Genomic DNA, 25910 nt, shown 5'->3' with positions numbered 1-25910 from the left:
CCATGCCGGTGGGACGGGAGGGACACGGGACCGGTTCCGTTGGTTCGCCCGCGGGCGCGTCACCCCATGAGGGGCAGCAGCCCGCCCAGGTCCGCCCGCTCCCCGCTCGCGCTCACCTTGGCCTCCGCCACGGCGTCCTTCCAGGTCACCCGCCCGGTCGCCAGCCGGATCCAGGTCAGCGGGTCGGTCTCGACGACGTTGGGCGGGGTGCCCCGGGTGTGCCTCGGCCCCTCGACGCACTGGACCACGGCGTACGGCGGGATCCGCACCTCGGTCGAACCGCCGGGCGCCTTCGCGGCGAGCGCGTCGGCGAGCAGCCGGGTGCAGGCGGCGAGGGCCTGGCGGTCGTGGGGGACGCCGAGGCCGGGGACGGCGGCGTTGAGGTCGTCGGTGTGGGCGACCAGCTCGACGGTCCGGGTGACCAGGTAGTCGGCGAGGGTCATGGCGCCGGTGAGGGCGGCGAGGAGGCGGTCGCCGGGCACGGCCGCGAGCCCGGCGGCGAGCCGTTCCTCGGTGCGGGCGTACAGGGCGTCGAGGTCGGGGTTGGCGGCGGCGAGGTCCTGGGTGCGGTCGGCGATGTCGACGGCCCGGGCCGCCGTGGCGAAGGGCCACTCCAGGAGGGTCAGTTCGGCCTTGGCCGGCTCGTCGCGGTCGAGGTTGCGGCTGACGCTCCCCACGGCCATGGCCACGTGCGCCGCCAGGTCCCGCACGGTCCAGCCCGGCAGCCGGGTGGGAAGGGCGAGCTGCTCCTCGGTGAGGGTGCGCACGGCCTGCCGTACGTGCCCGAACTGGGTGAGCACCGCGGTGCGGATCCTGGCGGGGTCGTAGGTGCGGGCACGCTTCTTGGCCGGGGGCATGTACGGCAGCCTATGCGGGCCGGGACGCGGGCGCGGCCGCCTCGAAGACCTCGCCGTTGCGGGGGACGCCGACACCGCGCCAGGTGAAGGGGATGCCGCGGGCGGTGTCGGGGTCGGGGCCGTTCATCAGCTGGAAGTGCACGTGCGGCTCGCTGGAGTTGCCGGAGTTCCCGCACCGGGCGAGCACCTGGCCGGCGCGCACCCGGTCGCCCTCGCGGACGGCGAGCGAGCCGCGTTGCAGATGGGCGTAGAGGGCGTGGGTGCCGTCGCCGAGGTCGAGGACGACGTGGTTGCCGACGATCCTGCGGACGCCCCCCATCTCGCGCACCGCACCCTCGACGAGCATCAGATAGAGCAGTCCGGGCAGCGAGGTGCGGCTCAGGTGGTCGCGCTGACGGTCGTCGGCCCGCACGACCGTGCCGTCGGCCACCGCCGACAGCGGGGCGCCGAAGGCCGGGAAGTCGGCATTGCGCCGGGCGAGCGGCCACAGCGCGCGGAACCCGGGGCGGGCGCCCGGCTCGGGCTCGGCGACGATGTCGATGGCGTAGGTCTGCCCGTAGGCGTGCGTGCCATGGCTCGGGGTGCGGTCGGCCGGGCTGTTGAGCGCGGACCAGCGGCCGCTGACGGGAGGGTCGACCTCGACCGGCTCGCGGTCCTTCGGCGGGTCGTCGGGTGTGCGGCCCGTCCGGTTGACGACGGCGACGAGGACGTACGCCAGGACCAGGGGCAGGAAGTTCCACCAGTGCGGGTACCCGAGGTCGAGCCAGGCGTCGGCGATGATCACGGCGAAGAAGGCCGCCAGCAGGGCGCGGAAGGCGATCATGGCGAGCTTGCGTGCGGACATTGTTCCCCCTGTTTTTTCATGACGTGCGGTCGTGCAACGCCGTTCGGCACCTTGCGGACGTGCCGCCGTTTCGGCAACTTGCGGCCGTACCGCCGCCGTTTCGACGGCTTACGGCCGTGCCGTCGCCAGTGCCACCAGCAGCGGTACGACCCGTCCCGGCGGGACCTCGTAGCGGCCCCGGCCGGTCGTGTGGAGCCAGCCCGCGCCGGTCAGCTGGCGCAGGTGGTGGTAGATCTGGCCGGTCGTGCCGACCTCGTCCAGCTCGGCGAGTTCGGCGGCGGTGCGCCGGCCGCCGAGGATCTCCCGGAGCAGCCGCAGCCGGACGGCGTGTCCGAGCGCCGCGAACGACTCGGCGGCCGCGGTCCAGTCGTCGTCCAGCAGGCCCTCGGTCAGCGTGCCGTGCTGCCACTCGTACTGCTCGCCGGTCGGCAGCCGTACGGCGCCGGTGAACAGGACGCCGCCGTCGGCCGCCCCGAGCTCGGCCAGTTGGTCCTTGAACCCTTGCAGGGCCCAGAAGTCGCCCTCGCCGAGGCGGGGCGCGGCAGGGCGTGCCCCCTCCAGTGCCGCGATGCGGCGTTCGAGGTCGGCGACGCGTTGTTCGAGTTCCTCCACACCGTGGATATTACGGAACTACGTAATTACGGTCAACTCTGCCGCCGTAGCCGATCTCGAGATCCGGTGACTCGGGCACCATGAGGCAACTCACGTCGCGCTCGCGCGAGCGGCCGGCTCGCCCCCGGCGACCCGGGCGAGCCGCCTCGCGGTGGAGACGCTCCAGGCCCTCGCCCCGTCCACGGACGATCCCCGCCTGCCGCTGATGCCGGCCGCCGTCCAACCGGTCCTCGTGCCTCCATCTCCTCGATCGCCACGCCGAAGCGGCCGCCTGCCGCGGGGAAGCGATCGGCATCGTGGGGGAGGAGGCGCGGGGGGGGACGGGAAGTTCCTGGTGGTCCTGGCCGACATGCAGGGCGAGCAGGCGCGTTGCCTCGCGGAGGCCGGTGACCAACGCCGCGGCCGCGGACGCCTGTCGCAAGGAGACGGACATCCGCTACGGGCTGTGCCGGACCGACCCGTCGCCCGTCCCCGGCTCGCCCGGTCCCTGGCCGACCTCTCCACCCACCTCCAGGACGCAGGCCGCCTGCCCGCCGCCGTCTCGGCGGCGGAGGCCGTCGCACCCTTCGTGCACGCCATGGCGATGGCCCGCAACGCGGGCGTCATGGACCTGGCCGCCGGGTGCCGGTCGGCATCGACCTCGCCCAACGCTGGCCCCGGGCGGCGCCGTGGCCGAGTGGCGGCGTCTGGTCGGCCCTGAGCTTCCGGACCGGTCGACGTAAGGGCACGGAAAGACGTAAGGGCACGGAAAACGGCGAGGCCCGCCCGGATCACCGGGCGGGCCTGCGGTCAGTACGGAGACCGGCTACGCCAGCAGCGCCTCGATGGTCCCCTCGTGCGCCTCGCGCAGCTCCTCCAGGGAGAGCGCGAACTCGCCCTGCAGCTCCACGGAGTCACCGTCCACGACACCCACGCGGGTGACCGGCAGACCCCGGGCGCCGCACATGTCGTTGAAGCGGACCTCCTCCGAGCGCGGGACGGCCACGACCGCGCGGCCGGCCGACTCGGAGAAGAGGAAGGTGAAAGCGTCCAGACCGTCGGGGACGACCAGACGGGCGCCCTTGCCGCCGAGCAGCGCCGACTCCACGACCGCCTGGATCAGGCCGCCGTCCGACAGGTCGTGCGCGGAGTCGATCATGCCGTCGCGGGAGGCGGAGATCAGGATCTCGGCGAGCAGCCGCTCGCGCTCCAGGTCGACCTTCGGGGGCAGCCCGCCGAGGTGGTCGTGCACGACCTGGGACCAGGCCGAGCCGCTGAACTCCTCACGCGTGTCGCCGAGGAGGTACAGCAGCTGGCCCTCCTCCTGGAAGGCGACCGGCGTGCGCCGGGCCACGTCGTCGATGACGCCGAGGACCGCGACGACCGGCGTCGGGTGGATGGCGACCTCGCCGGTCTGGTTGTACAGGGAGACGTTGCCGCCGGTCACGGGGGTGCCGAGCTGCTGGCAGGCGTCCGCCAGACCGCGCACGGCCTCCGCGAACTGCCACATGACGGCCGGGTCCTCGGGCGAGCCGAAGTTCAGGCAGTCGGAGACGGCGAGCGGCTTGGCGCCGGTGGTGGCGACGTTGCGGTACGCCTCGGCGAGGGCCAGCTGGGCGCCGTGGTACGGGTCCAGCTTGGCGTACCGGCCGTTGCCGTCCGTCGCGATGGCGACGCCGAGGCCGGTCTCCTCGTCGATGCGGATCATGCCGGAGTCCTCGGGCTGGGCGAGGACGGTGTTGCCCTGCACGAAGTGGTCGTACTGCGAGGTGATCCACTTCTTGGAGGCCTGGTTCGGGGAGCCGACCAGCTTCAGGACCTGGTCCTTCAGCTCGTCCGCGCTCTTCGGCCGCGGCAGCTTGTTCGCGTCGTCCGCCTGGAGGGTGTCCTGCCAGTCCGGACGGGCGTACGGGCGCTCGTAGACCGGGCCCTCGTGCGCGACGGTCCGCGGGTCGACGTCGACGATCTTGCCGCCGTGCCAGTAGATCTCCAGCCGGTCGCCGTCGGTCACCTCACCGATGACGGTGGCGATGACGTCCCACTTCTCGCAGATCTCCAGGAACCGGTCGACCTTCCCCGGCTCGACGACCGCGCACATGCGCTCCTGGGACTCGCTCATGAGGATTTCCTCGGGCGAGAGCGTGGAGTCACGCAGCGGTACGTCGTCGAGGACGACGGTCATGCCGCCCGAGCCGTTGGAGGCGAGCTCGGAGGTGGCGCAGGAGAGACCGGCCGCACCCAGGTCCTGGATGCCGACGACCAGCTTCTCCTTGAACGCCTCCAGGGTGCACTCGATGAGGAGCTTCTCCTGGAAGGGGTCGCCGACCTGGACGGCCGGGCGCTTGGAGGGCTTGGCGTCGTCGAAGGTCTCCGAGGCGAGGATCGACGCGCCGCCGATGCCGTCACCGCCGGTGCGGGCGCCGTACAGGATGACCTTGTTGCCCGCGCCGGACGCCTTCGCGAGGTGGATGTCCTCGTGCCGCATGACGCCGATGGCACCGGCGTTGACCAGCGGGTTGCCCTGGTAGCAGGAGTCGAAGACGACCTCGCCGCCGATGTTGGGCAGGCCCAGGCAGTTGCCGTAGCCGCCGATGCCGGCGACGACGCCCGGGAGGACGCGCTTGGTGTCCGGGTGGTCGGCGGCACCGAAGCGCAGCGGGTCGACCACGGCCACCGGCCGCGCGCCCATCGCGATGATGTCGCGCACGATGCCGCCGACACCCGTGGCCGCGCCCTGGTAGGGCTCGACGTACGACGGGTGGTTGTGCGACTCGACCTTGAAGGTGACCGCGTAGCCCTGGCCGACGTCCACGACACCGGCGTTCTCGCCGATGCCGACGAGCAGGGCGTCCGACTGCGGGGCCTTCTCGCCGAACTGGCGCAGGTGCACCTTCGACGACTTGTAGGAGCAGTGCTCGGACCACATGACGGAGTACATGGCGAGCTCGGCGCCGGTCGGCCGGCGGCCCAGGATCTCGACGATCCGCTCGTACTCGTCCTTCTTCAGGCCGAGTTCGGCCCAGGGCAGCTCGACGTCGGGGGTCTCGGCCGCGTGCTCGACCGTGTCCAGTGGCGTCCGGCTCATGCGTTGACCAGCTTCTTGAGGATCGAGGTGAAGAAGGGGAGACCGTCGGTGCGGCCGGACCCGATGAGGGGCTCGACGGCGTGCTCCGGGTGCGGCATGAGGCCTACGACGTTGCCGGCCTCGTTGGTGATGCCGGCGATGTCGTTGAGCGAGCCGTTCGGGTTGAAGTCGAGGTACCGGAACGCGACCCGGCCCTCGGCCTCCAGCATGTCCAGCGTGTACTGGTCGGCGACGTAACGGCCGTCCATGTTCTTCAGCGGGATGAAGATCTCCTGGCCCTCGCTGTAGTCGCTGGTCCAGGAGGTCCCCGCGTTCTCCACGCGCAGCTTCTGGTCGCGGCAGATGAAGTGCAGGTGGTCGTTGCCGAGCATCCCGCCCGGGAGGAGGTGGGCCTCGGTGAGGATCTGGAAGCCGTTGCAGATACCGAGGACCGGAAGGCCGGCCTTCGCCTGCTCGATGACGCTCTCCATCACCGGCGAGAAGCGGGAGATGGCGCCGGCCCGCAGATAGTCGCCGTAGGAGAAACCGCCGGGCAGCACCACGGCGTCGACCTGCTTGAGGTCCTTGTCCTTGTGCCACAGGGCGACCGGTTCGGCACCCGCGAGGCGGATCGCGCGCTGGGTGTCCCGGTCGTCAAGGCTCCCCGGGAAAGTGACGACGCCAATACGAGCGGTCACTTCGCGGCCTCCGCGACTTCCTCCACCTTGACGGTGAAGTCCTCGATCACGGTGTTGGCGAGGAAGGATTCCGCAAGATCGTGGATGCGGGCGAGCGCGGCCTCGTCGACCGGTCCCTCAACTTCCAGTTCGAAACGCTTTCCCTGACGGACGTCGGAGATCCCTTCGAATCCCAGCCGCGGCAGTGCGCGCTGCACCGCCTGGCCCTGGGGGTCGAGGATCTCCGGCTTGAGCATGACGTCGACTACGACGCGTGCCACGTGCACTCCCGGTGGTGTGGTGCTGAGCAGGTTCCTGCAGTGGTTTCAGACTACCTGCACAAAATTTCTACGCGCGTCGACTTGTAGGAATCTACGTGATGGCTGTCACGGGCCGACGGGAGCGTGTCTGTCGATGAAAAGTTCCGGAAAAGATCCCGGATCGACACCTGATACCTATTGCGCATGGGACACGCGGGAGGATTTAGTCGAGCTTCACATTACATTGCCCGGCACTGTACAAATGAATTGTCTACGTGCCGTACGAAGGGACCGATATTCGTGGCGCAGAAGGTCGTGGTCACTCTCTTTGACGACATCGACGGCTCGGAAGCGGCGGAAACGATCGCCTTCGGACTCGACGGCAAGTCGTACGAGATCGACCTGAATGAAGCCAATGCCAAGAAACTGCGTAAGGCACTCGCGCCCTACGTGGAAGCAGGCCGCAAGCGGTCGAAGTCAGGCAAGGCGTACAAGCAGACCGAGGTCGCCCCGGACCCGGCCGCCGTACGGGCCTGGGCCCAGGCCAACAAGATGGAGGTGCCGGCCCGCGGCCGCATCCCCAAGAAGGTGTACGAGGCATTCGCCTCGGCGCAGTGAGGGGACGACCCGAGGGTCTGCGCTCAGGGTCCGTCAGCGGACCCTGAGGGCGGCCGACTTGCCCCGGTGCGACAACCGACTTGCGCTACCCCCCTGCTGATCAGCTAATGTCTGGAGCACGCCGCCGGGCGGGGCAGAAAAGCCCAGCTCGCCGAGCATGCGGGTGTAGTTCAGTAGTAGAACATCCCCCTTCCAGGGGGAAGGCGCAGTGTGCAATTCCTGTCACCCGCTCCGCACCGCCGCCCTGAGCACTCATGTGGATCAGGTAGGCTGGTGCTCGCACCGATCGGTGAGAGCCGGTCGGGGGCAATGCGGACGTAGCTCAGTTGGTAGAGCGCAACCTTGCCAAGGTTGAGGTCGCGAGTTCGAGCCTCGTCGTCCGCTCGGGAATGAGACCCCCGGTCCTGAGGACCGGGGGTCTTTTCATGTCCCGCGCCGGGATCTCTGACATTTGTCATGCGGAGCGGTGACACCGCGCACTGCTGCCGGCTCCGGATCGCCGGGACGCTGACGTCATGGACATCAACGAACACGAACACGTGATTGAGGTCACCGACCTGCGGCGTGTGTACGGGGGCGGGTTCGAGGCGGTGCGCGGAATCTCCTTCTCCGTAGCACGCGGGGAGGTATTCGCCCTGCTAGGCACCAATGGCGCCGGCAAGACGTCGACCGTCGAGCTGCTGGAAGGACTTGCCCGGCCGGCCGGGGGACGCGTGCGGGTGCTCGGGCACGATCCCCACGCCGAGCGGGCCGCCGTACGGCCGCGGACCGGGGTGATGCTGCAGGAGGGCGGCTTTCCGTCCGAGCTGACCGTCGCCGAGACCGCACGGATGTGGGCCGGGTGCGTGAGCGGTGCGCGGCCGCCGCTGGAAGTGCTGGAGAGGATCGGGCTGGCCGGGAAGGCCGGCGTACGGGTGAAGCAGCTGTCCGGGGGTGAGCGGCGGCGCCTCGACCTTGCGCTCGCGCTGCTCGGGGACCCCGAGGTGCTGTTCCTGGACGAGCCGACGACCGGGCTCGACGCCGAAGGGCGCCGGGACACCTGGGAGTTGGTGCGGGAGCTGCGCGACGCCGGTACGACCGTGCTGCTGACCACGCACTACCTGGAGGAGGCCGAGGGCCTCGCCGACCGGCTGGCGATCCTGCACGAGGGGCGTATCGCCACGGCCGGCACGCCGGTCGAGGTGACGGCGGCCCAGCCCTCGCGGATCACCTTCGAGCTGCCGCAGGGCTACTTCGTCGGAGATCTGCCGCCGCTCGACGGCATGGGCGTGCGCGAGCACGAGATCGACGGGCGCGTCGTACGGCTGCGGACGCACGAGCTGCAGCGGACCGCGACCCGGCTGCTGGTGTGGGCCGAGGCCGCGGGTGTGGAGCTGCGGCGGCTGGACGTGCGGCCGGCGTCGCTGGAAGAGGCGTTCCTGGGGATCGCGCGGGAGGCGGCGGGCGCCGCCGAGAAGAAGGAGTACGCGGCATGAGTACGGCGATGACCACCCCGGTGGGACGCATGACGGCGCTGGCCCGCGCTGAGGTGACGCTGCTCGGACGCAGCAGGGGCACCCTGTTCGCGGCGCTGTTCGTGCCGCTGCTGCTGCCCTTCAGCGTGCAACAGGCCGCGAGGGAAATGGACCTGGCGGAGGCAGGACTCACCCTCGGCACGGTCGTCCTGCCCGCCTCGATCGGCTTCTCACTGCTCTACGCGGTGTACGCCACGCTCGTCTCCGTCTACACCGCCCGGCGCGAGGAACTCGTCCTCAAGCGGCTGCGCACCGGCGAGCTGAGGGACGCGGAGATCCTGGCCGGGGCCGCGCTGCCGGCCGTGGTCACGGGCCTCGCGCAGAGCGTGGTGCTGGCGGTCGGCTGCGCCGTCCTGCTCGATGTGGGCGCACCCGCCGCGCCCCATCTCGCCGTGCTGGGTCTGCTGTTGGGGATCGTCCTGTGCGCGTCGCTGGGCGCCGTGACCGCGTCGTTCACCCGAACCGTCGAGAGCGCGCAGGTCACGACCCTGCCCGTGCTGTTCCTCTCCATGATCTTCTCCGGAATGTTCATCCCCCTTGAGGTGCTGCCGGACCGGGTGGCGTCGGTGTGCGAGTTCCTGCCGCTCACCCCGGTGACCACCCTGCTGCGGGGTGGCTGGACCGGCGACCTGTCGGCGTACGAGTCGATCGGTCCCCTGGTGACCGCGCTGGCCTGGACGGTCCTGGGCGTGTTTGCTGTACGGCGGTGGTTCCGCTGGGAACCGCGGCACTGAGGCAGGGGGACGGCGGATGCGCGGGCCGGGGACATGGTGGCGGGGCAAGAGCACACCGGCGAAGGTGGAGACGTACACCAGGTGGTCGTTCCACTCCTTCGCGGTGACGGAGGTCCTGTCGGTCTCGCTGCCGGTCCTCGGCAACATGGCGACGCCGCTGGGCGGCTGGCTGCTGCTCGTGGTGTGCGCGCACGCGGCGGTCAGCGCCCTGGTCGTGTCGCGGGCGCTGCACTGGGTGTGCGATCGGCGTGAGCAGCCCGTACGACTGCTGTGGGCGCTCGGCGCCGTCACCGCGGCGGTCGCCGCCACAGGTCTGACCGTGGTGGAGTACGGCCCGAAGGGCGACGGCGTCGACTCGGCGGCGGGCAGTGTCTTCGGCGCCGTCGTGTTCTTCGGCGTGGGCATCACCGCGCTGGGGATGCGCAGCCGCAGGCGGGTGTTCGCCCTCGTCGCGGGCTTCGCGGCGGGATCCGGGCTCTTCGTGCTCCTGATCAGCCGGTCCGTCTTCGCCGCGCTGGTCATCGCCCTGATCACGCTGCTCGGCAGCGGTTTCTTCGCCTTCGTCGCCCTCTTCTCCGTCTGGCTCCTCAAAGCGGTCTACGAACTCGACGAGGCCCGCGAGACCCGCGCCCGGCTCGCGGTCGCCGAGGAACGGCTGCGGTTCGGGCGGGATCTGCACGACGTCATGGGGCGGAACCTGTCGGTCATCGCGCTCAAGAGCGAGCTCGCGGTGCAGCTCGCGCGGCGCGGGCGCCCCGAGGCCGTGGAGCAGATGATCGAGGTGCAGCGGATCGCGCGCGAGTCGCAGCGCGAGGTGCGCGACGTCGTACGCGGCTACCGGGAGGCCGACCTGGAGGTCGAACTCACCGGTGCGCAGGGGGTGCTGACGGCGGCCGGGATCGAGTGCCGGGTGACCGGCCGGGCCACCGGGCTGCCCGTCGAGGTGCAGTCGGTGCTGGCCTGGGTGGTGCGGGAGGCGACCACCAATGTGCTGCGGCACGGGAATGCCGAGCGGTGCTCGGTGGGGGTACGGGTGAGCGAGGGACGTGTGGTGCTGACGGTGGAGAACGACGGCGCGGCCGGAGCCGCCGACGGGGGTGGCGGCTCCGGGCTCACCGGGCTGCGGGAGCGGCTGGCCGCGGTCGACGGGACACTGGCGGCCGGTCGCGTCGGCGAGGCGGTGTTCCGGCTGGTGGCGGACGTGCCGCTGGCCGGGGCGGATGTGCGGGAGGTCGCCGTATGACGGGGCCGGTGCGGCTGCTGCTCGCCGACGACGAGCATCTGATCCGCGGGGCGCTCGCCACGCTGCTCTCCCTGGAGGACGACCTCCTGATCGTCGCGGAGGCGGCCAGCGGGCCCGAGGCGCTGGCGATGGCGCGGGCCCACGAGCCCGACGTCGCCGTACTGGATCTGCAGATGCCCGGGGCGGACGGTGTGAAGGTCGCCACATCCCTGCGCGCCGAACTGCCCGGCTGCCGGGTCATGATCGTGACCAGTCACGGGCGGCCCGGACATCTGAAACGGGCCCTTGCGGCCGGTGTGCGCGGGTTCGTCCCGAAGACCGTCAGCGCTCAGCGGCTCGCCGAGATCATCCGTACCGTGCACGCCGGAAACCGCTACGTCGACCCCGAGTTGGCCGCCGACGCCATCGCCGCCGGGGACTCGCCGCTGACCGTGCGGGAGGCCGAGGTGCTGGAACTCGCGGCCGACGGGGCGCCCGTCGCGGAGATCGCGGAGCGGGCCGCGCTGTCCCAGGGGACCGTGCGGAACTATCTGTCGTCCGCCGTCTCCAAGCTCGGGGCCGAGAACCGGCACGCGGCGGTGCGTCTCGCGCGGGAGCGAGGTTGGGTATAGTGGATCCCGCGCCACGGCGCATGCGAACGTAGCTCAGTTGGTAGAGCGCAACCTTGCCAAGGTTGAGGTCGCGAGTTCGAACCTCGTCGTTCGCTCCACATCAAAGGCCCCGGTCATCGACCGGGGCCTTCGTCATGCCAGGCCCCTTGTCATGCCGGGGCCTTCGTCATGGGCTCAGCTCCAGCTCGTGCCCGTCAGGCGCTCGTACGCCTCCACGTACTTCGCGCGGGTCGCGTCCACGACCTCCTGCGGCAGCGCGGGCGGCGGCTGCTCGCTCCTGCGGTCCCAGCCGGAGGCCGGCGAGGTCAGCCAGTCGCGCACGAACTGCTTGTCGTACGACGGCTGCGCGCGGCCCGGCTCCCACTGGTCGGCCGGCCAGAAGCGGGAGGAGTCCGGGGTGAGGACCTCGTCGGCGATGACCAGGCTCTCGCCGTCGAAGCCGAACTCGAACTTGGTGTCGGCGAGGATGATGCCGCGCTCGCGGGCGATGTCCCGGCCCCGGGAGTACACGGCGAGCGTGGCCTGGCGCAGCCGGGCGGCGGTGTCGGCGCCGACCTGGCGGGCGACCTCCTCGTAGGAGACGTTCTCGTCGTGCTCGCCGACCTCCGCCTTGGTGGCCGGGGTGAAGATCGGGGCGGGGAGCTCGCTGCCGTCGACGAGGCCCTCGGGGAGGGCGAGGCCGCAGACCGTGCGGGACTCGTTGTACTCGGCCAGGCCCGACCCGGTCAGATAGCCGCGGGCCACGGCTTCCACCGGGACCATCTGGAGCGACTTGCAGATCATGGTGCGCCCCGCCCAGTCGGCGGGGGCGCCCTCGGGCACGTCGGTGCTGATCACGTGGTTGGGGACCAGGTCGGCGAGCTGGTCGAACCACCACAGGGAGAGCTGGGTGAGGACGCGTCCCTTGTCGGGGATCTCGGTCGGCAGCACCCAGTCGTAGGCGGAGATACGGTCGCTGGCGACCATCACGAGGTCGCCCGCCTCGTTCTGGTACAGCTCGCGCACCTTGCCGGTGTGCAGATGCACCAAGCCCGGAACCTGGATCGGCTCAGGCTTTTCTACGAATCCGGACACGGTTCCTCCCCGTGGTTGAACAAAAGGGGCGCCCGCAGGGCTCGCATAGGGCGGTGGTGGGAGACGGGCGGGCCAATAGGTCGATTGTCCCGTATGAGGGCTCTGACCTTGGACTTGGGGTGTGCTGGGTGAGCTCAGTCACGTTTGCAGATGCGGTCCAGGAGGTTCGCGGTGGCGCGCTGGACGCGGGCGTCGACGTGGCCCGGGCGGTCCAGTGCCGGGGACCAGGCGAACGTCCCGGACGCGAAGACCAGGGCGCCGGAGGGCGATCGGTACAGGGACGTCTCCTGGTGGCGCACGACGCCCTCCTTGTCGGCGTACGGGGAGTGTGCGAGCAGGATGCGCTCCTCGTGCTCGGGCAGCGGGGCGCGCGGGAAGTAGCGGTCTGCCTCGCCGGCGACCAGGCCCTCGATCCCGTCCCCCTCGTGGGCGCCGGTCGCCTCCCACAGCCAGTGATCGGCGTTGCGGACGATCAGCGGGTGCGGCTCGGGGACCTGGCCCGCGTACTGGATCCCGATCAGCTCCTGCTCGGGCCGGTCGATCTCCCGCCACAGCACGGGCCGGCCGGGGCCCTTGCGCTTGCGGCAGGTGAGCAGGCGGTCGGGGACGCCGGACGGGGAGGGGCCCAGCTCCACCTGCCAGTACATGGAGTTGGCGGAGAGGAAGACGAGGGAGGTGCCGTTCTCACGGGCCAGCTCGACGGTTCGGCGCATGTTCGACGACCAGTACTCGTCGTGGCCGGGGAAGACCAGACCGCGGTAGCGGGTGGGGTCGACATGGCCGCCGTGCAGGTCGCGGGCGTCGGCGTAGGCGATGTCGTAGCCGTAGCGCTCGGCCCAGCGGATGAAGTCGTAGGCGTGGCCCACGTGCAGGGGCAGGCCCGCGCCCGCGTAGGGGCGGTCGAAGGAGACGGTGGTGGCGGCGTCGGCCTCGCCGAGCAGCCGGCCGTCGGCGTCCCAGGCGTGGTAGAGGCTGGCGCCGGTGCGGCCGTCCTCGGGGTAGAGGTTGTACGCCTGCCAGGTGACGTCGGGCAGGAGCAGCAGCAGGTCCGCGGGGTGGTTGTCGCGGACGGTGAAGGGGATGTGGGAGCGGTAGCCGTCGGCGGTGGTGAGGACGGCCACGTAGGCGCCGATGCTCCAGTAGCTCGGGACCTGCAGGCGCCAGGACAGCCACCAGTGATGGCAGGAGACGGTGCGGTCGGCGGTGAGCGGCGGGGGCTGGACGATGCCGGAGAGGCGGGGGCTGGTGGTGATCTTCGAGGCGCCGTCGCCGCCGTAATGGCCGATGCGGTAGATGTCGACGGCGAACTCCTGGGGCGGGTCGACCGTGATGTGGAAGTCGACCGCCTCGCCGGGGGCTACCGCGCCGGTGGAGATGAAGCCCTTGATCTGACGGCGCACGTCGTCCGCCGAGCGCGGGCCGGCGCTACGGGGCGCGGGGACCCTCGGGGTGTCCGACGTGGGCGGGTGGGCCTGGCCGTCGACGTACCAGGGGACCACCTGGCCCGTGTCGTCGAAGTAGGTGACGTTGCCGCGCAGCCAGGGGACCGGGCCCTGGCCGAAGGGGTCCGTCACGGCGTGTGCGAGTGCTCCCGACTCCCAGCGGCGGATCTGCTCCGACCCCATGGCCATACCCCTCCCTCGTTCCCCCGTGATGGTGCAGCGAGCGTTGTGTGGTGTGTGCGGTGTGTGGTGCCCGAGCCTGCCTGTGCCTGGTGTGGTGCGAGTGCCGTAAGGATTCCCGTGAGCTGCGTGTTCTTGCCGTGCCGGCCGTGCGACGTGGGCTTTCGTATGCCTGTCGGATGGCGTAAGCCCTTGCCATATGCGCTATCGGTCCCAGCACATCACATTCCGCACGCATCCTGTCACTATTCGTTGCGAATTGGCCGAAAGTGGAACCGGGGGCTCCGACCGCATACGGCGCTCAGGCCCCGTCGGACCGGGCGGGCGCGGCCGTCAGACCAGCCTCACCGGCTTCTCCGGGCGTATCCCCGACTCCACCAGCCAGGCGCGCAACGGCGCCGGGTCCCCGTTCTCGATGAGGCTGAGGACGCGGGGGGTCAGGTCGGCGGCCCGTTCGCCGTTGACAAGAAGGGTGGGGCCGTCGAGCCAGTCCAGGCCGGGGGCCGCGCCCGCGGTGTCCATCGCGGCGCAGCAGACCATGGCCGTCACATGGTCGGTCAGCAACTCGCGCGAACTGCGGGGCGGTTGGAGCGGGAAGAGCGGGAGCGCGCCGATGTCGAGGAGGGTGCTGCCGGGGAGGTCCGGGGACGCGGGGCGCTCCGCCGGGGCCGCGGCCTCCTCGCGGGCCAGCTCGGCGGTCAGGCCGGCGGCCAGGGCGGAGCTGCGCTCGGTCTCGGGGTCGTCGGCGGGGTTGTCCTCCGCCATGGCGGCGTAAGGGGGCTTGGGGGGGCGGGTGGTGACGACCGGGTCGGCGGGGTCGGCGAGGGTCGGGGTGTGGGCGTCCGAGGGCCGAGCGGGGTGGGGGGCGGACGGGTGGGGCTCGGAGGGGTCGGACGGGTGGGGCTCGGAGGGGTCGGCGGCGAGGTGGGCCTCGGAGGGGCCTGCGGCGAGGTCGGACGGGTGGGTCCCGGAGGGGCCGGCGGCGAGATCAGACGGGCCAGCCCCGGAAGACCCCGCGGCGAGATCAGACGGGCCAGCCCCGGAGGACCCCGCGGCGAGATCAGACGGGCCAGCCCCAGAGGACCCCGCGGCGAGATCGGGCGGTGGGGTCGACAGGTGGTCCAGGACGCGGGCCAGGGTCGGGCCGTCGCTCTCCGGGGAGGTGTCGGTGGTGCGGCGGACGCCGAGGGCGTCGAGGACGCGGTGCAGACGGGCCGCGTCGGTGCGCCATTTGCGGTCCACGACCTCCTCCGGGTACTCCTGCCAGTCCACCGGGGACCAGTCCGGGCCGCGCTCGGCCGGGCCGCCGTGGAACAGGCGGGCGGCGAGGAGCGAGGCGGCCTCGTCGACCGCGCCGGGCTCTTCGAGCAGGTCACAGGCGGGGCGCTCGCCGAGCCGGGAGGCGAATCCCTCGGCCAGCCGGTCCCGCCGGGACAGCTCGGTGAGCGCGGCGACCACGCCCGCGTCGAGCCGGGAGGGCCAGCGGCCCATCCGCCAGGCGGGCAGCGCCACCCGCGTGAGCAGCCGGTCCCAGCCCGCGTACGCCAGCCCGACCTGTTCCTGGGCGACGATCCGCAGCCCGTAGTCCACAGCCTGTGCGCGCTCGGCGGCCGCGGCGGCCACGCCCCGCTCCATCTCGGCGGCGTGATCCCGGCAGCTGCGCAGGAGCAGCCGCGCGACCCAGCCGATGCCCGCGCACACCGCCCGCGACCCGGGGCAGCGCCCGCTCGTGGAGGCGACGGCCACGGCCGCGTCCAGACCCCGGACGAAGCGCCGGGCCTGGGCTATGTCCGGGTGGGCCGAGGGTCCCGTACCGGCGACGACCGGGGCGAGGACCGCGCGCAGCTCCCCCACGCGCATCCACCACAGGAACGGGGAGCCGATGACGAGGACCGGGGCGGCGGTCGTACGGCGATGGGGGCCGCGTTTGCTTCCGCCCTGCAGGCCGTTCAGCCCGTCCTCGTGCTCCGCCGGCGGCGGGCCGTTGGACGGGTGGGTGCGGTCCTCCAGCCAGCTGTCGCAGTCCGGGGTGAGCGCTATCGCGGACGGTGCCGGGACGTCGAGGCGGTCGGCGAGGTCGCGCACCAGGCGGTACAGGTCCGGGGCCTGTTCCTCGGTGATGGGGACCGTCGGGCTGACGGCCGGGCGGGCGCGGGCGACGACCAGGGCGACGGCGGCCGCGGCGAGCAGGACGAGGACGGCGGCCGGGGTGACGACCCAGCGGGCGGCGTGCCAACCCGGGCCCACGAAGTGGCCGGTGGAGGCGCCGGCGAGCAGCACCACGGCGATCGCCGCGGGCAGCAGGGCGACGGCCATCGCGCGGCTGCGGATGCGCAGCACCACGAGGGCCCGGGCGCGCGCAGCCTGCGCACCCACCTCCACACCCATACCGGTCACGGCCGGACCTCACCCCCTCCCGGGTGCCCTGGCTGTCCGAACTGTCCTGGCTTTGCTCACTCCCCCACTGTGGCACCCACCACTGACATCGCAATGCCGGTGGGCCAAGTGCCGGAACGCTTGCGCCGCACCCTAGTTGGGGCTTCGACCCACGTCAGCCGGATGGGGCATCGGTCACTCGATGGAATGGCTCAGGGGAGAGGTGGATGACGGTCAGCGAGGGTCAGGCCCCCGATCCGGGCATGGACCAGGCCCCGAACCCTGAGACGGGTTCGGGGCCTGTGGGGTTTATCGACCGGGGCGGATTCCGCCCGGCGCGGGAGCCGCGGGGCTCAGGCGCCCGCCACCTTCGCCGCGATGTCCGTACGGTGCTGGGAGCCGTCGAGCTTGATGCGGGCCACCGCCTGGTACGCGCGGTCGCGGGCCTGGGCGAGGTCCTTTCCGGTCGCCGTGACGGACAGGACGCGGCCGCCCGCGCTCACGATCGCCTCGCCGTCGCGCTTGGTGCCGGCGTGCAGGACGTAGGCGTGCGGGGCGTCCTCGGCGGCCACCTCGTCGAGGCCGGTGATCGGGTCGCCGGTGCGCGGGGTGCCGGGGTAGTTGTGCGAGGCGACGACGACGGTGACCGCGGCGTCCTCGCTCCAGCGCAGGCGCTCCAGGTCGGCGAGGTCGCCGTTGGCGGCGGCCAGCAGCACACCGGCCAGCGGGGTCTTCAGCCGGGCCAGCACGACCTGGGTCTCGGGGTCGCCGAAGCGCGCGTTGAACTCGATGACCCGCACGCCCCGGGAGGTGATCGCGAGACCGGCGTAGAGCAGCCCGGAGAACGGGTTGCCGCGGCGGCGCATCTCGTCGACGGTCGGCTGCAGGACCGTCTCCAGCACCTCCTCGACCAGCTTCGGGTCGGCCCACGGGAGCGGGGAGTACGCGCCCATGCCCCCGGTGTTGGGGCCCTCGTCGCCGTCGAGCGCCCGCTTGAAGTCCTGGGCGGACTGGAGCGGGACGACCGTCTCGCCGTCGGTGATGGCGAAGAGGGAGACCTCGGGGCCGTCGAGGTACTCCTCGATGACGACGCGCTCGCAGGCGTTGGCGTGCGCCCTGGCGGCCTCGAGGTCGCCGGTGACGACCACGCCCTTGCCCGCGGCGAGGCCGTCGTCCTTCACCACGTACGGGGCGCCGAAGGCGTCGAGGGCCTCGTCGACCTCCTCCGGTGTGGTGCAGACGTAGGAGCGGGCCGTCGGAACGCCGGCCGCCGCCATGACGTCCTTCGCGAACGCCTTGGAGCCCTCGATCTGCGCGGCTTCCCCGGAGGGGCCGAAGACCGGGATGCCCGCCTCGCGCACGGCGTCGGCGACCCCGGCGACGAGGGGTGCCTCCGGCCCGACGACCACGAGGTCGGCGCCGAGCTCCGTGGCCAGCGTGGTGACGGCCTCGCCGTCCAGGGCGTCGACCTGGTGCAGTTCGGCGACCTCGGCGATGCCGGCGTTGCCGGGGGCGCAGTGCAGCGCGGTGACGTCGGGATCGAGGGACAGGGAGCGGCAGAGGGCGTGTTCGCGGGCGCCGGTGCCGATGACGAGGACCTTCACGGGGGTCAGCCTAACGGGGTTCTTGTGCGGGGTGCCGAGAGGCCGGGGGTTCGCGACCTGTACGTTCCTCCAAGCGCCCCCTACTCGTTCATGAACTCCTCGACCACCGTCGCCCCCAGCTCCCGCACGATCAGGTCGTGGCCGGACAGTGCCGACTCGTTCAGGTCGGGGTCGTCGTCCTCGGGGATGTCGTCCTCAGGGGCCACCGGGTGCGGGGGCTCCGGGGAGGACGCGGTGGACGGCTGGGACGCGGGGGCAGGGGTCGCGGTGGCCGCCGAAGGGGCCGACGGAGGCGGGGTGGGTGCCGTGGGCGCCGCCGGCTCGGGAGCGGACGGGCGCTGGGCGGACGTACCGCCGCCGTAGCCGCCACCGCCATGGCCGCCGGTGCTGCCGCCGCCGTAACCACCGGCGCCGCCTCCGCCGCCGTAGCCGGAGGAACCGCCGGTCGGTGCGGGCGCCGAACCGCCGCCCGACGGGTCGATGATCGCCTCGATCTTCCACTGGACGCCGAACTGCTCGGTCAGCGCCTGCCGCAGGACGTCCTCGCTGCCGCTGCTCGCGAAGTTGTCGCGCGCTCCGGCGTTGACGAAGCCGAGTTGGAGGGTGGTGCCGTCGAAGCCGGCCACGTGGGCGTTCTGGCTGAGCAGGATCCAGGTGAAGCGGCGGCGGTTCTTGACCGCCTCCAGGATGTTCGGCCACAGCATGCGGGGGTCGAGGCCGCCGCTCGGGGGCGCGTAGGCGGCCGCGGGGCCCGGGGTGGGGGCGGCGGGCGCGGCGGGCGCGGGCTGCGGTGGCGGGGTGGGGGTGCCGGCGGCGGGCCGGGACTCGGTCGCGGGCTGGGCGCCGCCGCCAGCCTGGGCGGCCGTGGGCCAGCCGCCGGGGCGTCGGCCGCCGCCCGCGGGCGCGGCGGTGGGCCAGGCACCGGGGGCGGGGGCCGAGGGTGTCTGCTGGGGTGCGGCGGGCGGGGTGGGCGCGGGTGCCGGTGCGGGGACCGCCTGAGGTGGCTGTGGCTGCTCCTGGGGCTGCGCCGTCGGCGCGCTCTGCTCCGCCGCCGCCGGAACACTGCCGGCGCCGGTCGCGGGCCCGCCGGGAGCCCGGACCGCCGCCCGCGCCGCGGCGGGGCCGCCACCCGGCGGTACCGGTGCCGCGGGCGCCGCGCCGTGCGCGTCGGGACCCGGCACGTATCCCATCGCGGGCATCCCACCGCCGCCGGAGAAGCTGACTCCCCGCTCCAGCCGGTCGAGCCGGGCCATGACCGCGCGCTCGTCGCCGTACGCCGCCGGGAGCAGGACGCGCGCGCAGATCAGCTCCAGTTGCAGGCGGGGCGAGGTGGCCCCCCGCATCTCGGTCAGGCCCTCGTTGACCAGGTCGGCGGCGCGGCTCAGCTCGGCGGCGCCGAAGGTGCCGGCCTGGGCCTGCATGCGCTCCAGGACGTCTGCGGGGGCGTCGATGAGCCCCTTGTCCAGCGCGTCCGGAACGGCGGCCAGGATCACCAGGTCCCGCAGCCGCTCCAGCAGGTCGGCGACGAAGCGCCGGGGGTCGTTGCCCCCCTCGATGACGCGGTCCACGACCTCGAAGGCGGCGGCCCCGTCACCGGTCGCGAAGGCCTCGACGACGGAGTCGAGGAGCGAGCCGTCGGTGTAGCCGAGCAGAGAGGTGGCCATGGCATACGTCACACCCTCTTCCCTCGCTCCGGCGAGCAGCTGATCCATGACGGACATGGAGTCACGCACGGACCCCGCGCCCGCGCGCACGACGAGGGGCAGCACGCCCTCCTCGACGGGGATGTTCTCCCGGCCGCACACCTCGCCCAGGTAGTCCCGCAGGGTGCCCGGCGGGACGAGGCGGAAGGGGTAGTGGTGGGTCCGCGAGCGGATGGTCCCGATGACCTTCTCGGGCTCGGTCGTGGCGAAGATGAACTTCAGATGCTCGGGCGGCTCCTCGACGACCTTCAGCAGCGCGTTGAAGCCGGCCGACGTGACCATGTGGGCCTCGTCGATGATGTAGATCTTGTAGCGGCTGCTCGCGGGGCCGAAGAAGGCCTTCTCGCGCAGCTCACGGGCGTCGTCCACGCCACCGTGCGACGCGGCGTCGATCTCGATGACGTCGATGGAACCGGGGCCGTTGCGGGCGAGGTCCTGGCAGGACTGGCACTCGCCGCAGGGGGTCGGCGTAGGACCCTGCTCACAGTTCAGACACCGCGCGAGGATCCGCGCGCTGGTCGTCTTGCCGCAGCCGCGCGGACCGCTGAACAGGTACGCGTGATTGACCCGGTTGTTCCGCAGCGCCTGCTGCAACGGGTCGGTGACATGCTCCTGCCCGATGACCTCGGCGAACGACTCCGGGCGATAGCGGCGGTACAGCGCGAGAGACGACACGCATACGAGGTTATAGGCGCCCACTGACAACGCGGACAGCGCTGCTGGGGCCGGACGGCACCGGAACTCTCGGAGACCTCATCGAAACTCTCCGGAGACGACAAGACCCCCCACGCACCCGCCAGAGCCAACCTACCCTTGCTGCCTTCCGGCCCTGGGGGAGTTCAGTCAGATAGCGCCGCGTGAGGGGCTGAGCCCCAGCCTACCTGATCGCCGGGCGCCCGAACGAGTTCGCTAGCACCCTCCAGCGTCATGTAATGTTTCCGGCGGAGGATTCGCCTAGAGGCCTAGGGCGCACGCTTGGAAAGCGTGTTGGGGGCAACCCCTCACGAGTTCGAATCTCGTATCCTCCGCCAGTGCCTCACCGGGCACGATGTCGAAAGGCCCCACCGTTCGCGGTGGGGCCTTTCGACGTTGTCCGTCTCACTTTCCGTCTCAGTTCGTCTCCGGCGGCTCCGAGAGAGCGTCGCCGACTTGCTGGGCGACTTTCCGCAGCAGGGTTCCAGTGAGCCTTTCCCAACCTCAGGTTGAGGCGTGACGAAGGCATCGGATCTTGGCGTGGCTGCTGTGGCGGAGGCGTACTGGCGGACGGCCGCGCCCGCGCGCAGACGACGAGGCCGTTCCCGGTGACATGCACCGGGGACGGGCCCCTCGCCCGTTCGTTCAGGAAGCCCGGATCGCCCGGTCGATCTCCGCGCCGGTACGCGCCACGACGACGGGCCCCTCGTCCCTGAGGGAGGCGGGCAGAAGCTCGCGGTCCTCGTCCCGCTGGATCATGGTCGGCCCGCCCGGGACGACGAGCACGGCATCCAGCCGTCGCAGCAGGACGGCCAGGAGGTCCATGATCCCGTCCCCTCCGAAGCGGTTGAAGGTGATGCCGGTCGGGCTGTTGAAGTACACACCCGCCTCCTCCCCCTCCGCCGTACTCACCAGCAGGAAGTCCGTCTCGGGGTCCCGCACCACCGCATAGGGGCCGAGGACCTCGTGCGCGGCACTCATGTCCAGCGGCGCCGGCGCATCGTTCTCGAACCGGCACACGAAGACGTCAAAACTCATGGAGTCCCTTCTAACCTCAGGTTGAGGCGTGGTGAAGGGCGACGACAGCCTTCACGATGTCGGTGATCCGGTTGGTGCTGCAGCGGAGTTTTCGCAGAAGGCGCCAGCCCTTCAGGGTGGCTATGGTCTGTTCGCCGAGACAGCGGATCTTGGCATGGGTGCTGTTGTGTCGCCGCTTCCGGCGTTTGAGCCGACGGCCCCTGAACGGCACCCGGACGGGGCGCCCGGCGCCCTGGTAAGCCTTGTCCGCCCAGCACTTCACCTCGGCCTCGGCGAGCGCGTCGATGATGCCGTGGCGCCGGGCGGCGGTCAGGTCATGGGTCGATCCGGGCGATGCCGGTGAGGCCCCCAGCAGTCGGCCGAACGGGTCGGTGAGGACCTGGACGTTCATGCCGTGGCGTTTGTGTTTTCCGGAGTAGTACGGGGTGTCGGCGGCGATCCGGTCGATCGGCAGCAGGGTGCCGTCCAGGATCACGAAGGCTTTCGCCCATACGGTCTTCATCGCCTCGGTCAGGGTCGGCGTGGCGGCGGCCAGGACGTCGATCACCTCACCTATGTACCGGTACACGGTCGCGACGCCGATGCCGAACCCGGCGGCGAGCCGCGTGTAGGTGTCCCGCACCGCAGGTGGGCGAGGACGAGCAGGGCCTGACGGCCGACAGGCAGCCGTCGCCACCGGGTCCCGATCTCTCGCTGCCGGGCACGCAGCCGTGTGGTCAGGAAGCGCAGGGTGCGGCCGGAGACATCGATCGACGACGGGTAGACAAGCACGCGAAGCTCCTGGCGGACACGGGTGATCTTGGTCGAGAACCCGTCTACCAGGGGCTTCTTCGTTCCGTACAGCTGGCAGCCTCCAACACCTCGCCGCCGCGGTCAGGTTGGAAAAGGCTCAATAACGGCATGATGCTGATGGGGTCGCCGCGAACCGCGGGGCCCTTCAGCCTCGTCTCCCGCGACTTGTCCACGGGTGCGTCGGCACCGGGTGCCCCCTGCCTCCACAGATGCCGCGGCACGTAGCTAAAGTTTCGCCGCTGCCGTACGGACGACGAACACGATGCCGTCCGTTCGCCTCGGGGGAGGGGCAACGCAGCCATCCATTCACCTGTGGGGGCACATTGAACATCTCTGCGCGTCGCGGATTCGCGGCGCTCACGACCGTCGCCGCAGTCGCGGCCGGTCTCGTCGCCGGGCTCCCGGGCCAGGCGACCGCCGACACCGCCGGCTGGCCGGCCACGGACGGCAGGCTGCTGTACAACGAACTCGGCTCGCTGCGGTACATCAACCCCGACGGGACCAAGAGCGCCCAGTTCTACGAGACCGCGAATCAGGCCGCCTGGTCCGCCGACGGCAGCCAGATCGCCTACGTGGGCTCCGCCGACAGCCGTCTCCGCACGAAGACGTACGCCCAGGAGTCGATATCGGGCCGGGACATCGTCATGCCGGCGGGCAGTGGCTGGCATCCGACCGATCCGACGTTCTGGAACGGCGGAGGCGACATCGTCTTCACCGCCGGAGGCCGACTACGAGTGGCCGTGGCCAACAGCGCCCGCGCTCCTCAGGCCCTGTTCGGCACCGACGTCGACGGCTGCGACTCCAAGGCCAGCGGCGCCGTCAACGGCAAACTGGCCTTCGTGCGCACCGGCACAAGCTGCTCCACCACCGGCACTCCAGCCGTCTGGGTCTACAACGGCCCCACCAAGGCCTTCACCAAGGTGGCCGCCGACGCGGACGAGCCGAGCATGTCCCCGGACGGGCAGTCGCTGGTCTTCACCCGCAGCGTCGCCGGACACAAGCAGCTCTTCACGGTCAAGGCCGACGGCACCGGGCTGACCCAGATCACCACGGACCCCGTCGACCACAACCGTCCGGCCTGGTCTCCCAAGGGCGACCGGATCGCCTACGACACCTACTTCGCCGGCAGCGCGGACACCGCCAGTGGTTCGCAGATATGGATCCGCGACCTCGCCGCGGGCACGGAGACACGTGTGCCCATGGCCGACGGCACGGACGTGGCCTGGCAGCCGCTCCGGAAGAACGCGATCTCCCGGGTCTACGGCGCCGACACCTACGGCACCAACATCGCGTCGTCCAAGTGGACCTGGAACACCCTCGGCAAGAGCGTGCCCGGCATGATGAACGCGAGCTCGGCCGTCCTGATCAGCAAGTCGGACTCCGCGTATGCCACCACCGCGACCTCGCTGGCCGGCAAGAAGCACGGACCGGTGCTGATGACCTCCGGCACGGGCCTGGACTCCTCCGTCCAGACCGAGCTGAAGCGCATGCTGCCCAAGGGCAAGACCGTCTACCTGGTCGGCGGAACCAGCATCCTCAACAGCTCGGTGGCGTCCAAGGTGACCTCGCTCGGGTACGTCGCCAAGCGGCTGTCCGACGTCTCTCGCTACTCCACCTCGGTGGCCGTGGCCAAGACGATCACCAGTGCGCCGAAGTACGTGTTCCTGGCGACCGGCACCGACTACCACAACGCCCTCGCGGCCAGCTCCGCCGCCGGCGCCATGGGCACCTCGGGCACCGCTGTCGTACTGCTGACCCAGGGCTCGACCATGACCGCGTCCGTCTACGGCTACCTGAACAAGTACAGCCCGAGCACGACGAAGATCATCACGGTGGGGACCGACGCCGAGTCGGCGCTGACCAAGGCGTACAACGCCGGCAAGCTGCCCAACTGGCCCAGCAAGTACAGCTACTACCGCTTCGCCGGCAGTCCGGCGCCGGTCGCCGCGAGGCTCGCCGAGTTCTGGTGGTCGTCGCCGTCGGACGCCGCGGTGGCCTCGGTGAACAGTTGGACCGGTGGCGTCTCCGCGTCGTCGGCGATGACCACGTTCGGCCCGCTGCTGTGGACCGACGTCACCTCGCTGACGTACGACACCAAGTCGTACATGATGCGCACGTCGGCGAGCCTGAACCACGTGGCCGTGTTCGGCGGCAACGGCTCCGTCGACGCGAAGGTCGTCCCGTTGATCGGCCGGGCCATCGGCGTGGACAGCACCTACGCGTACACCTCGTACTACAACGGTGACATCCCGCAGAGCCCGACCTCCCAGCCGCTGTCCGCGGGCACCGCGAGCACCGGCAAGCCCGTTCCGAGCCCGGATCTGGCCCCGCTCAAGGTGACAGTCTCGAAGTGACCCCCGGTCCGGGCCACCCTCCTCCCAGAGGGGCGGCCCGGACCACCGGCCGATCGGCCGGGGACATCTCGCGAGCGCGGGCCGACGCCTGCCCGATCTTCCCCGACAAGAAGTGCCTGGACCGGGCCCTGGAAGACCCGGCGGGCAAGGGCGTCGAGGCCGTTCGCCCCATCCGCGACGAGATCCACACCGCGCAGGAGGCGAGAGACCTGACTCGGCCGGAGACGGCATGCGCCAAGTCATCATCAGCTCCGGCCCCGCCGGACGACCCGGCCGACGCCCGTCTCGGTTTCCGTCTCATTCAGCCCCGTTCACGGACGTTCAGCCGGGGCCAGAGGCCCTTCGGCCCTCTGGCGTTTGTCCCGAGCCTTTGGCCGGGTGCCCAAGTCCGGGAGCCATTGCCCAGGGGCCTTTGCCCGGGGGCTTTGGCTGGGCACCTTGGCCCGTGGGTCTTTGTCCGGGCGAAATGGCCTCAGGCCGCGGACCGGGCCAGGCGGTGGAACGCCTGGGTGGTGCGGGGGTGGGCCATCTCGTCCAGGAGGTGGCGCCAGTCCGGGTCGGACGCGGGGTGGGTCAGGTCCCAGGCGGCGAGGAGTGGCGTGAGGTCGCTCTCGTGCGGGGGCTCTGTGGCGTCGTTCATGGTGGGGCTCACGGTGGACGGCAGTGGCGACTTCATGGCCGGTTTCCTTCCGGGCGGGGACTCCAAACCTCTGGGATCCGTCGGGTTCAACCATGCCGTCGGCCGGCGGGAAGGACTATGGCGTACGCCACCCTGTCCGAGGTACGGCCGGCTCTACCTACAGAGGGCTGTCCGCCCCCGGCTCGCGGCCTCGGGCGTTCACCCGCTCTCTCCCTGGCACCCCGGACACCACACCGTCGTCCGGCCGGCCACGCGGGACCGGCGCAGGGAGGTGCCGCAGCGGGGGCAGTGGGGGCTGGGGGTGTCTCGGTGGCCGGTCAGCCAGGAGTCACGGGGTGGGACGCGGCCGGCGGTGACCGCGGTGCGCAGGGTGCGGCGCATCTGGGTGTGGAGGGTGCGGCGGTCGGACTGGGTGAGGTCGGCGGTGCGGGTGGTGGGGCGCACCTTCGCGCGCCAGAGGATCTCGTCGGCGAGCAGATTGCCGAGGCCGGCCAAGACGGACTGGTTCATCAGGACGCTCTTGACGCTGCCCCGGTGGGCGCGCAGGGCGGCCTCGAACTCCTCTCGGTCCACCGCGAGCGCGTCGGGGCCCTGGCGCCGCAGCAGCCGTACGACGTCGGAGTCGTCGTACGCCAGCCACAGGCCCTGGAGTTTGCGCTGGTCGCGGTAGCGGAGCTGGTGGTCGCGGGAGAGCGTGAACAGGACGCGGTCGTGCGGCTCGGGCGGATCGTCGGGGTGGGCGCAGAGCAGTCGGCCCGTCATGCCGAAGTGCAGCAGGAGGGTGGGGCCGCCGGTGCGGGCGAGGAGCCACTTCCCGTGCCGCTCGGTCCGCGTGACGCGGCGGCCCTCCAGCGCATCCCGCAGGCCCCGCGCGCTCACCCCGTGCAGGACGCCCGTGTCACGCACGTCGACCCGGCGGAGCACCCTGCCCTGCGCACAGGACCGGAGCACCTCCCGGAAACCCTCCACGTCCGGCAGCTCAGGCATGGCGGACGGCTTTC

General features: G+C 71.5%; 21 protein-coding genes, 4 tRNA genes, 1 other RNA gene and 2 pseudogenes. 12 read left to right on the top strand and 16 right to left on the bottom strand.

Features of this window, described 5'->3' with window-relative positions; genetic code table 11:
- Nucleotides 1-59: 59 nt before the first annotated feature.
- From ACIRD7_RS31090 to ACIRD7_RS31080, 3 genes are all read right to left on the bottom strand, one after another.
- The gene (locus tag ACIRD7_RS31090) at nucleotides 60-857 is read right to left on the bottom strand and encodes a sterol carrier family protein (protein ID WP_403458793.1); all 798 of its coding nucleotides are present in this window, start codon (nucleotides 855-857) and stop codon (nucleotides 60-62) included.
- A gap of 10 nt (nucleotides 858-867) precedes the next feature.
- The gene (locus ACIRD7_RS31085) at nucleotides 868-1701 is read right to left on the bottom strand and encodes a M23 family metallopeptidase (protein ID WP_403458791.1); all 834 of its coding nucleotides are present in this window, start codon (nucleotides 1699-1701) and stop codon (nucleotides 868-870) included.
- 108 nt (nucleotides 1702-1809) lie between these two features.
- Nucleotides 1810-2313, bottom strand: a complete 504-nt coding sequence (locus tag ACIRD7_RS31080) for an ArsR/SmtB family transcription factor (RefSeq protein ID WP_403458789.1) — start codon at nucleotides 2311-2313, stop codon at nucleotides 1810-1812.
- Between the two features lie 445 nt (nucleotides 2314-2758).
- Here ACIRD7_RS31080 and ACIRD7_RS31075 point away from each other — a divergent pair, with 445 nt between their 5' ends.
- Nucleotides 2759-3013, top strand: coding sequence for a hypothetical protein (locus ACIRD7_RS31075; RefSeq protein WP_403458788.1), 255 nt, complete (start codon nucleotides 2759-2761; stop codon nucleotides 3011-3013).
- Between the two features lie 105 nt (nucleotides 3014-3118).
- On the opposite strand, the gene purL is transcribed toward ACIRD7_RS31075, so the two are convergent.
- From purL to purS, 3 genes are read right to left on the bottom strand one after another with little or no spacing between them, the layout of a single operon-like run.
- Nucleotides 3119-5377, bottom strand: a complete 2259-nt coding sequence (gene purL, locus ACIRD7_RS31070; protein ID WP_403458787.1) for a phosphoribosylformylglycinamidine synthase subunit PurL — start codon at nucleotides 5375-5377, stop codon at nucleotides 3119-3121.
- A complete protein-coding gene (gene purQ / locus ACIRD7_RS31065) occupies nucleotides 5374-6054 on the bottom strand; it encodes a phosphoribosylformylglycinamidine synthase subunit PurQ (protein ID WP_403458785.1) in 681 nt (226 codons plus the stop codon). Before purQ ends, purL begins: the two co-directional genes overlap by 4 nt.
- Nucleotides 6051-6314, bottom strand: a complete 264-nt coding sequence (purS, locus tag ACIRD7_RS31060; protein ID WP_103783996.1) for a phosphoribosylformylglycinamidine synthase subunit PurS — start codon at nucleotides 6312-6314, stop codon at nucleotides 6051-6053. The genes purQ and purS overlap by 4 nt, the downstream gene beginning before the upstream one ends.
- Before the next feature lie 279 nt (nucleotides 6315-6593).
- Here purS and ACIRD7_RS31055 point away from each other — a divergent pair, with 279 nt between their 5' ends.
- From ACIRD7_RS31055 to ACIRD7_RS31020, 8 genes are all read left to right on the top strand, one after another.
- Nucleotides 6594-6911: an Lsr2 family protein gene (locus ACIRD7_RS31055; protein WP_030947653.1), complete on the top strand. Its 318-nt coding sequence runs from the start codon at nucleotides 6594-6596 to the stop codon at nucleotides 6909-6911.
- Nucleotides 6912-7070: 159 nt separating this feature from the next.
- Nucleotides 7071-7142: transfer RNA gene (locus tag ACIRD7_RS31050), tRNA-Gly, on the top strand.
- Between the two features lie 80 nt (nucleotides 7143-7222).
- Nucleotides 7223-7295, top strand: a tRNA-Gly gene (locus tag ACIRD7_RS31045).
- A gap of 131 nt (nucleotides 7296-7426) precedes the next feature.
- On the top strand, nucleotides 7427-8386 hold the full coding sequence (locus tag ACIRD7_RS31040) for an ABC transporter ATP-binding protein (protein WP_403458784.1): 960 nt from the start codon (nucleotides 7427-7429) through the stop codon (nucleotides 8384-8386).
- Nucleotides 8383-9159, top strand: coding sequence for an ABC transporter permease (locus tag ACIRD7_RS31035; protein WP_403458781.1), 777 nt, complete (start codon nucleotides 8383-8385; stop codon nucleotides 9157-9159). The genes ACIRD7_RS31040 and ACIRD7_RS31035 overlap by 4 nt, the downstream gene beginning before the upstream one ends.
- A 16-nt stretch (nucleotides 9160-9175) precedes the next feature.
- The gene (locus tag ACIRD7_RS31030; RefSeq protein ID WP_403458780.1) at nucleotides 9176-10402 is read left to right on the top strand and encodes a sensor histidine kinase; all 1227 of its coding nucleotides are present in this window, start codon (nucleotides 9176-9178) and stop codon (nucleotides 10400-10402) included.
- Nucleotides 10399-11013, top strand: coding sequence for a response regulator (locus ACIRD7_RS31025; RefSeq protein ID WP_403458778.1), 615 nt, complete (start codon nucleotides 10399-10401; stop codon nucleotides 11011-11013). Before ACIRD7_RS31030 ends, ACIRD7_RS31025 begins: the two co-directional genes overlap by 4 nt.
- A gap of 22 nt (nucleotides 11014-11035) precedes the next feature.
- Nucleotides 11036-11111: transfer RNA gene (locus ACIRD7_RS31020), tRNA-Gly, on the top strand.
- A gap of 76 nt (nucleotides 11112-11187) precedes the next feature.
- On the opposite strand, the gene ACIRD7_RS31015 is transcribed toward ACIRD7_RS31020, so the two are convergent.
- The 6 genes from ACIRD7_RS31015 to ffs form a co-directional block, all read right to left on the bottom strand.
- Nucleotides 11188-12087 (bottom strand): phosphoribosylaminoimidazolesuccinocarboxamide synthase, encoded by a 900-nt coding sequence (locus ACIRD7_RS31015; RefSeq protein ID WP_403458777.1) that lies wholly within the window; start codon nucleotides 12085-12087, stop codon nucleotides 11188-11190.
- 134 nt (nucleotides 12088-12221) lie between these two features.
- A complete protein-coding gene (locus ACIRD7_RS31010; RefSeq protein WP_403458883.1) occupies nucleotides 12222-13712 on the bottom strand; it encodes a N,N-dimethylformamidase beta subunit family domain-containing protein in 1491 nt (496 codons plus the stop codon).
- A 330-nt stretch (nucleotides 13713-14042) separates the two neighbouring features.
- A complete protein-coding gene (locus ACIRD7_RS31005; RefSeq protein WP_403458775.1) occupies nucleotides 14043-16106 on the bottom strand; it encodes a hypothetical protein in 2064 nt (687 codons plus the stop codon).
- Nucleotides 16107-16438: 332 nt separating this feature from the next.
- Nucleotides 16439-17689, bottom strand: coding sequence for a phosphoribosylamine--glycine ligase (purD, locus tag ACIRD7_RS31000; protein WP_403458774.1), 1251 nt, complete (start codon nucleotides 17687-17689; stop codon nucleotides 16439-16441).
- 80 nt (nucleotides 17690-17769) lie between these two features.
- The gene (locus tag ACIRD7_RS30995; RefSeq protein WP_403458773.1) at nucleotides 17770-20067 is read right to left on the bottom strand and encodes a DNA polymerase III subunit gamma and tau; all 2298 of its coding nucleotides are present in this window, start codon (nucleotides 20065-20067) and stop codon (nucleotides 17770-17772) included.
- 98 nt (nucleotides 20068-20165) lie between these two features.
- An RNA gene (gene ffs, locus ACIRD7_RS30990) (signal recognition particle sRNA small type) lies at nucleotides 20166-20262 on the bottom strand.
- 73 nt (nucleotides 20263-20335) lie between these two features.
- Between ffs and ACIRD7_RS30985 the strand changes: the two genes are divergently transcribed.
- Nucleotides 20336-20423, top strand: a tRNA-Ser gene (locus ACIRD7_RS30985).
- 307 nt (nucleotides 20424-20730) lie between these two features.
- Here ACIRD7_RS30985 and ACIRD7_RS30980 read toward each other — a convergent pair.
- Nucleotides 20731-21123, bottom strand: coding sequence for a hypothetical protein (locus ACIRD7_RS30980; protein ID WP_403458772.1), 393 nt, complete (start codon nucleotides 21121-21123; stop codon nucleotides 20731-20733).
- Nucleotides 21124-21139: 16 nt separating this feature from the next.
- Nucleotides 21140-21894: pseudogene (locus ACIRD7_RS30975) on the bottom strand (transposase family protein).
- Between the two features lie 344 nt (nucleotides 21895-22238).
- Here ACIRD7_RS30975 and ACIRD7_RS30970 point away from each other — a divergent pair.
- Together ACIRD7_RS30970 and ACIRD7_RS30965 are read left to right on the top strand one after the other, a co-directional pair.
- Nucleotides 22239-24269 carry a cell wall-binding repeat-containing protein gene (locus tag ACIRD7_RS30970; RefSeq protein ID WP_403458770.1) on the top strand — a complete coding sequence of 677 codons (2031 nt, stop codon included), beginning with the start codon at nucleotides 22239-22241 and terminating at the stop codon, nucleotides 24267-24269.
- 80 nt (nucleotides 24270-24349) lie between these two features.
- Nucleotides 24350-24472, top strand: a pseudogene (locus ACIRD7_RS30965) (phosphotyrosine protein phosphatase); the annotation flags it as partial.
- 269 nt (nucleotides 24473-24741) lie between these two features.
- On the opposite strand, the gene ACIRD7_RS30960 reads toward ACIRD7_RS30965, so the two are convergent.
- Complete coding sequence (locus ACIRD7_RS30960) at nucleotides 24742-24945, bottom strand: hypothetical protein (RefSeq protein WP_403458768.1); 204 nt, start codon at nucleotides 24943-24945, stop codon at nucleotides 24742-24744.
- Nucleotides 24946-25107: 162 nt separating this feature from the next.
- Nucleotides 25108-25896 (bottom strand): Fpg/Nei family DNA glycosylase, encoded by a 789-nt coding sequence (locus tag ACIRD7_RS30955; protein WP_403458766.1) that lies wholly within the window; start codon nucleotides 25894-25896, stop codon nucleotides 25108-25110.
- Nucleotides 25897-25910 lie beyond the last annotated feature (14 nt).

The sequence above is a fragment of the Streptomyces sp. NPDC093568 genome (assembly GCF_044764945.1).
In the GTDB taxonomy this organism is placed as follows: Bacteria; Actinomycetota; Actinomycetes; order Streptomycetales; family Streptomycetaceae; genus Streptomyces.
Note: the sequence above shows the minus strand (reverse complement) of the source record. Positions and strands in the feature narration are given on the sequence as shown.

Coding starts and splice junctions, on each gene's coding strand:
- ACIRD7_RS30980 (WP_403458772.1), bottom strand. CDS start 21,123: ATGAGTTTTGACGTCTTCGTGTGCCGGTTCGAGAACGATGCGCCGGCG.
- ACIRD7_RS31090 (WP_403458793.1), bottom strand. CDS start 857: ATGCCCCCGGCCAAGAAGCGTGCCCGCACCTACGACCCCGCCAGGATC.
- ACIRD7_RS31085 (WP_403458791.1), bottom strand. CDS start 1,701: ATGTCCGCACGCAAGCTCGCCATGATCGCCTTCCGCGCCCTGCTGGCG.
- ACIRD7_RS31035 (WP_403458781.1), top strand. CDS start 8,383: ATGAGTACGGCGATGACCACCCCGGTGGGACGCATGACGGCGCTGGCC.
- ACIRD7_RS31025 (WP_403458778.1), top strand. CDS start 10,399: ATGACGGGGCCGGTGCGGCTGCTGCTCGCCGACGACGAGCATCTGATC.
- ACIRD7_RS30960 (WP_403458768.1), bottom strand. CDS start 24,945: ATGAAGTCGCCACTGCCGTCCACCGTGAGCCCCACCATGAACGACGCC.
- purL (WP_403458787.1), bottom strand. CDS start 5,377: ATGAGCCGGACGCCACTGGACACGGTCGAGCACGCGGCCGAGACCCCC.
- ACIRD7_RS30955 (WP_403458766.1), bottom strand. CDS start 25,896: ATGCCTGAGCTGCCGGACGTGGAGGGTTTCCGGGAGGTGCTCCGGTCC.
- ACIRD7_RS31010 (WP_403458883.1), bottom strand. CDS start 13,712: ATGGGGTCGGAGCAGATCCGCCGCTGGGAGTCGGGAGCACTCGCACAC.
- ACIRD7_RS31040 (WP_403458784.1), top strand. CDS start 7,427: ATGGACATCAACGAACACGAACACGTGATTGAGGTCACCGACCTGCGG.
- ACIRD7_RS31030 (WP_403458780.1), top strand. CDS start 9,176: ATGCGCGGGCCGGGGACATGGTGGCGGGGCAAGAGCACACCGGCGAAG.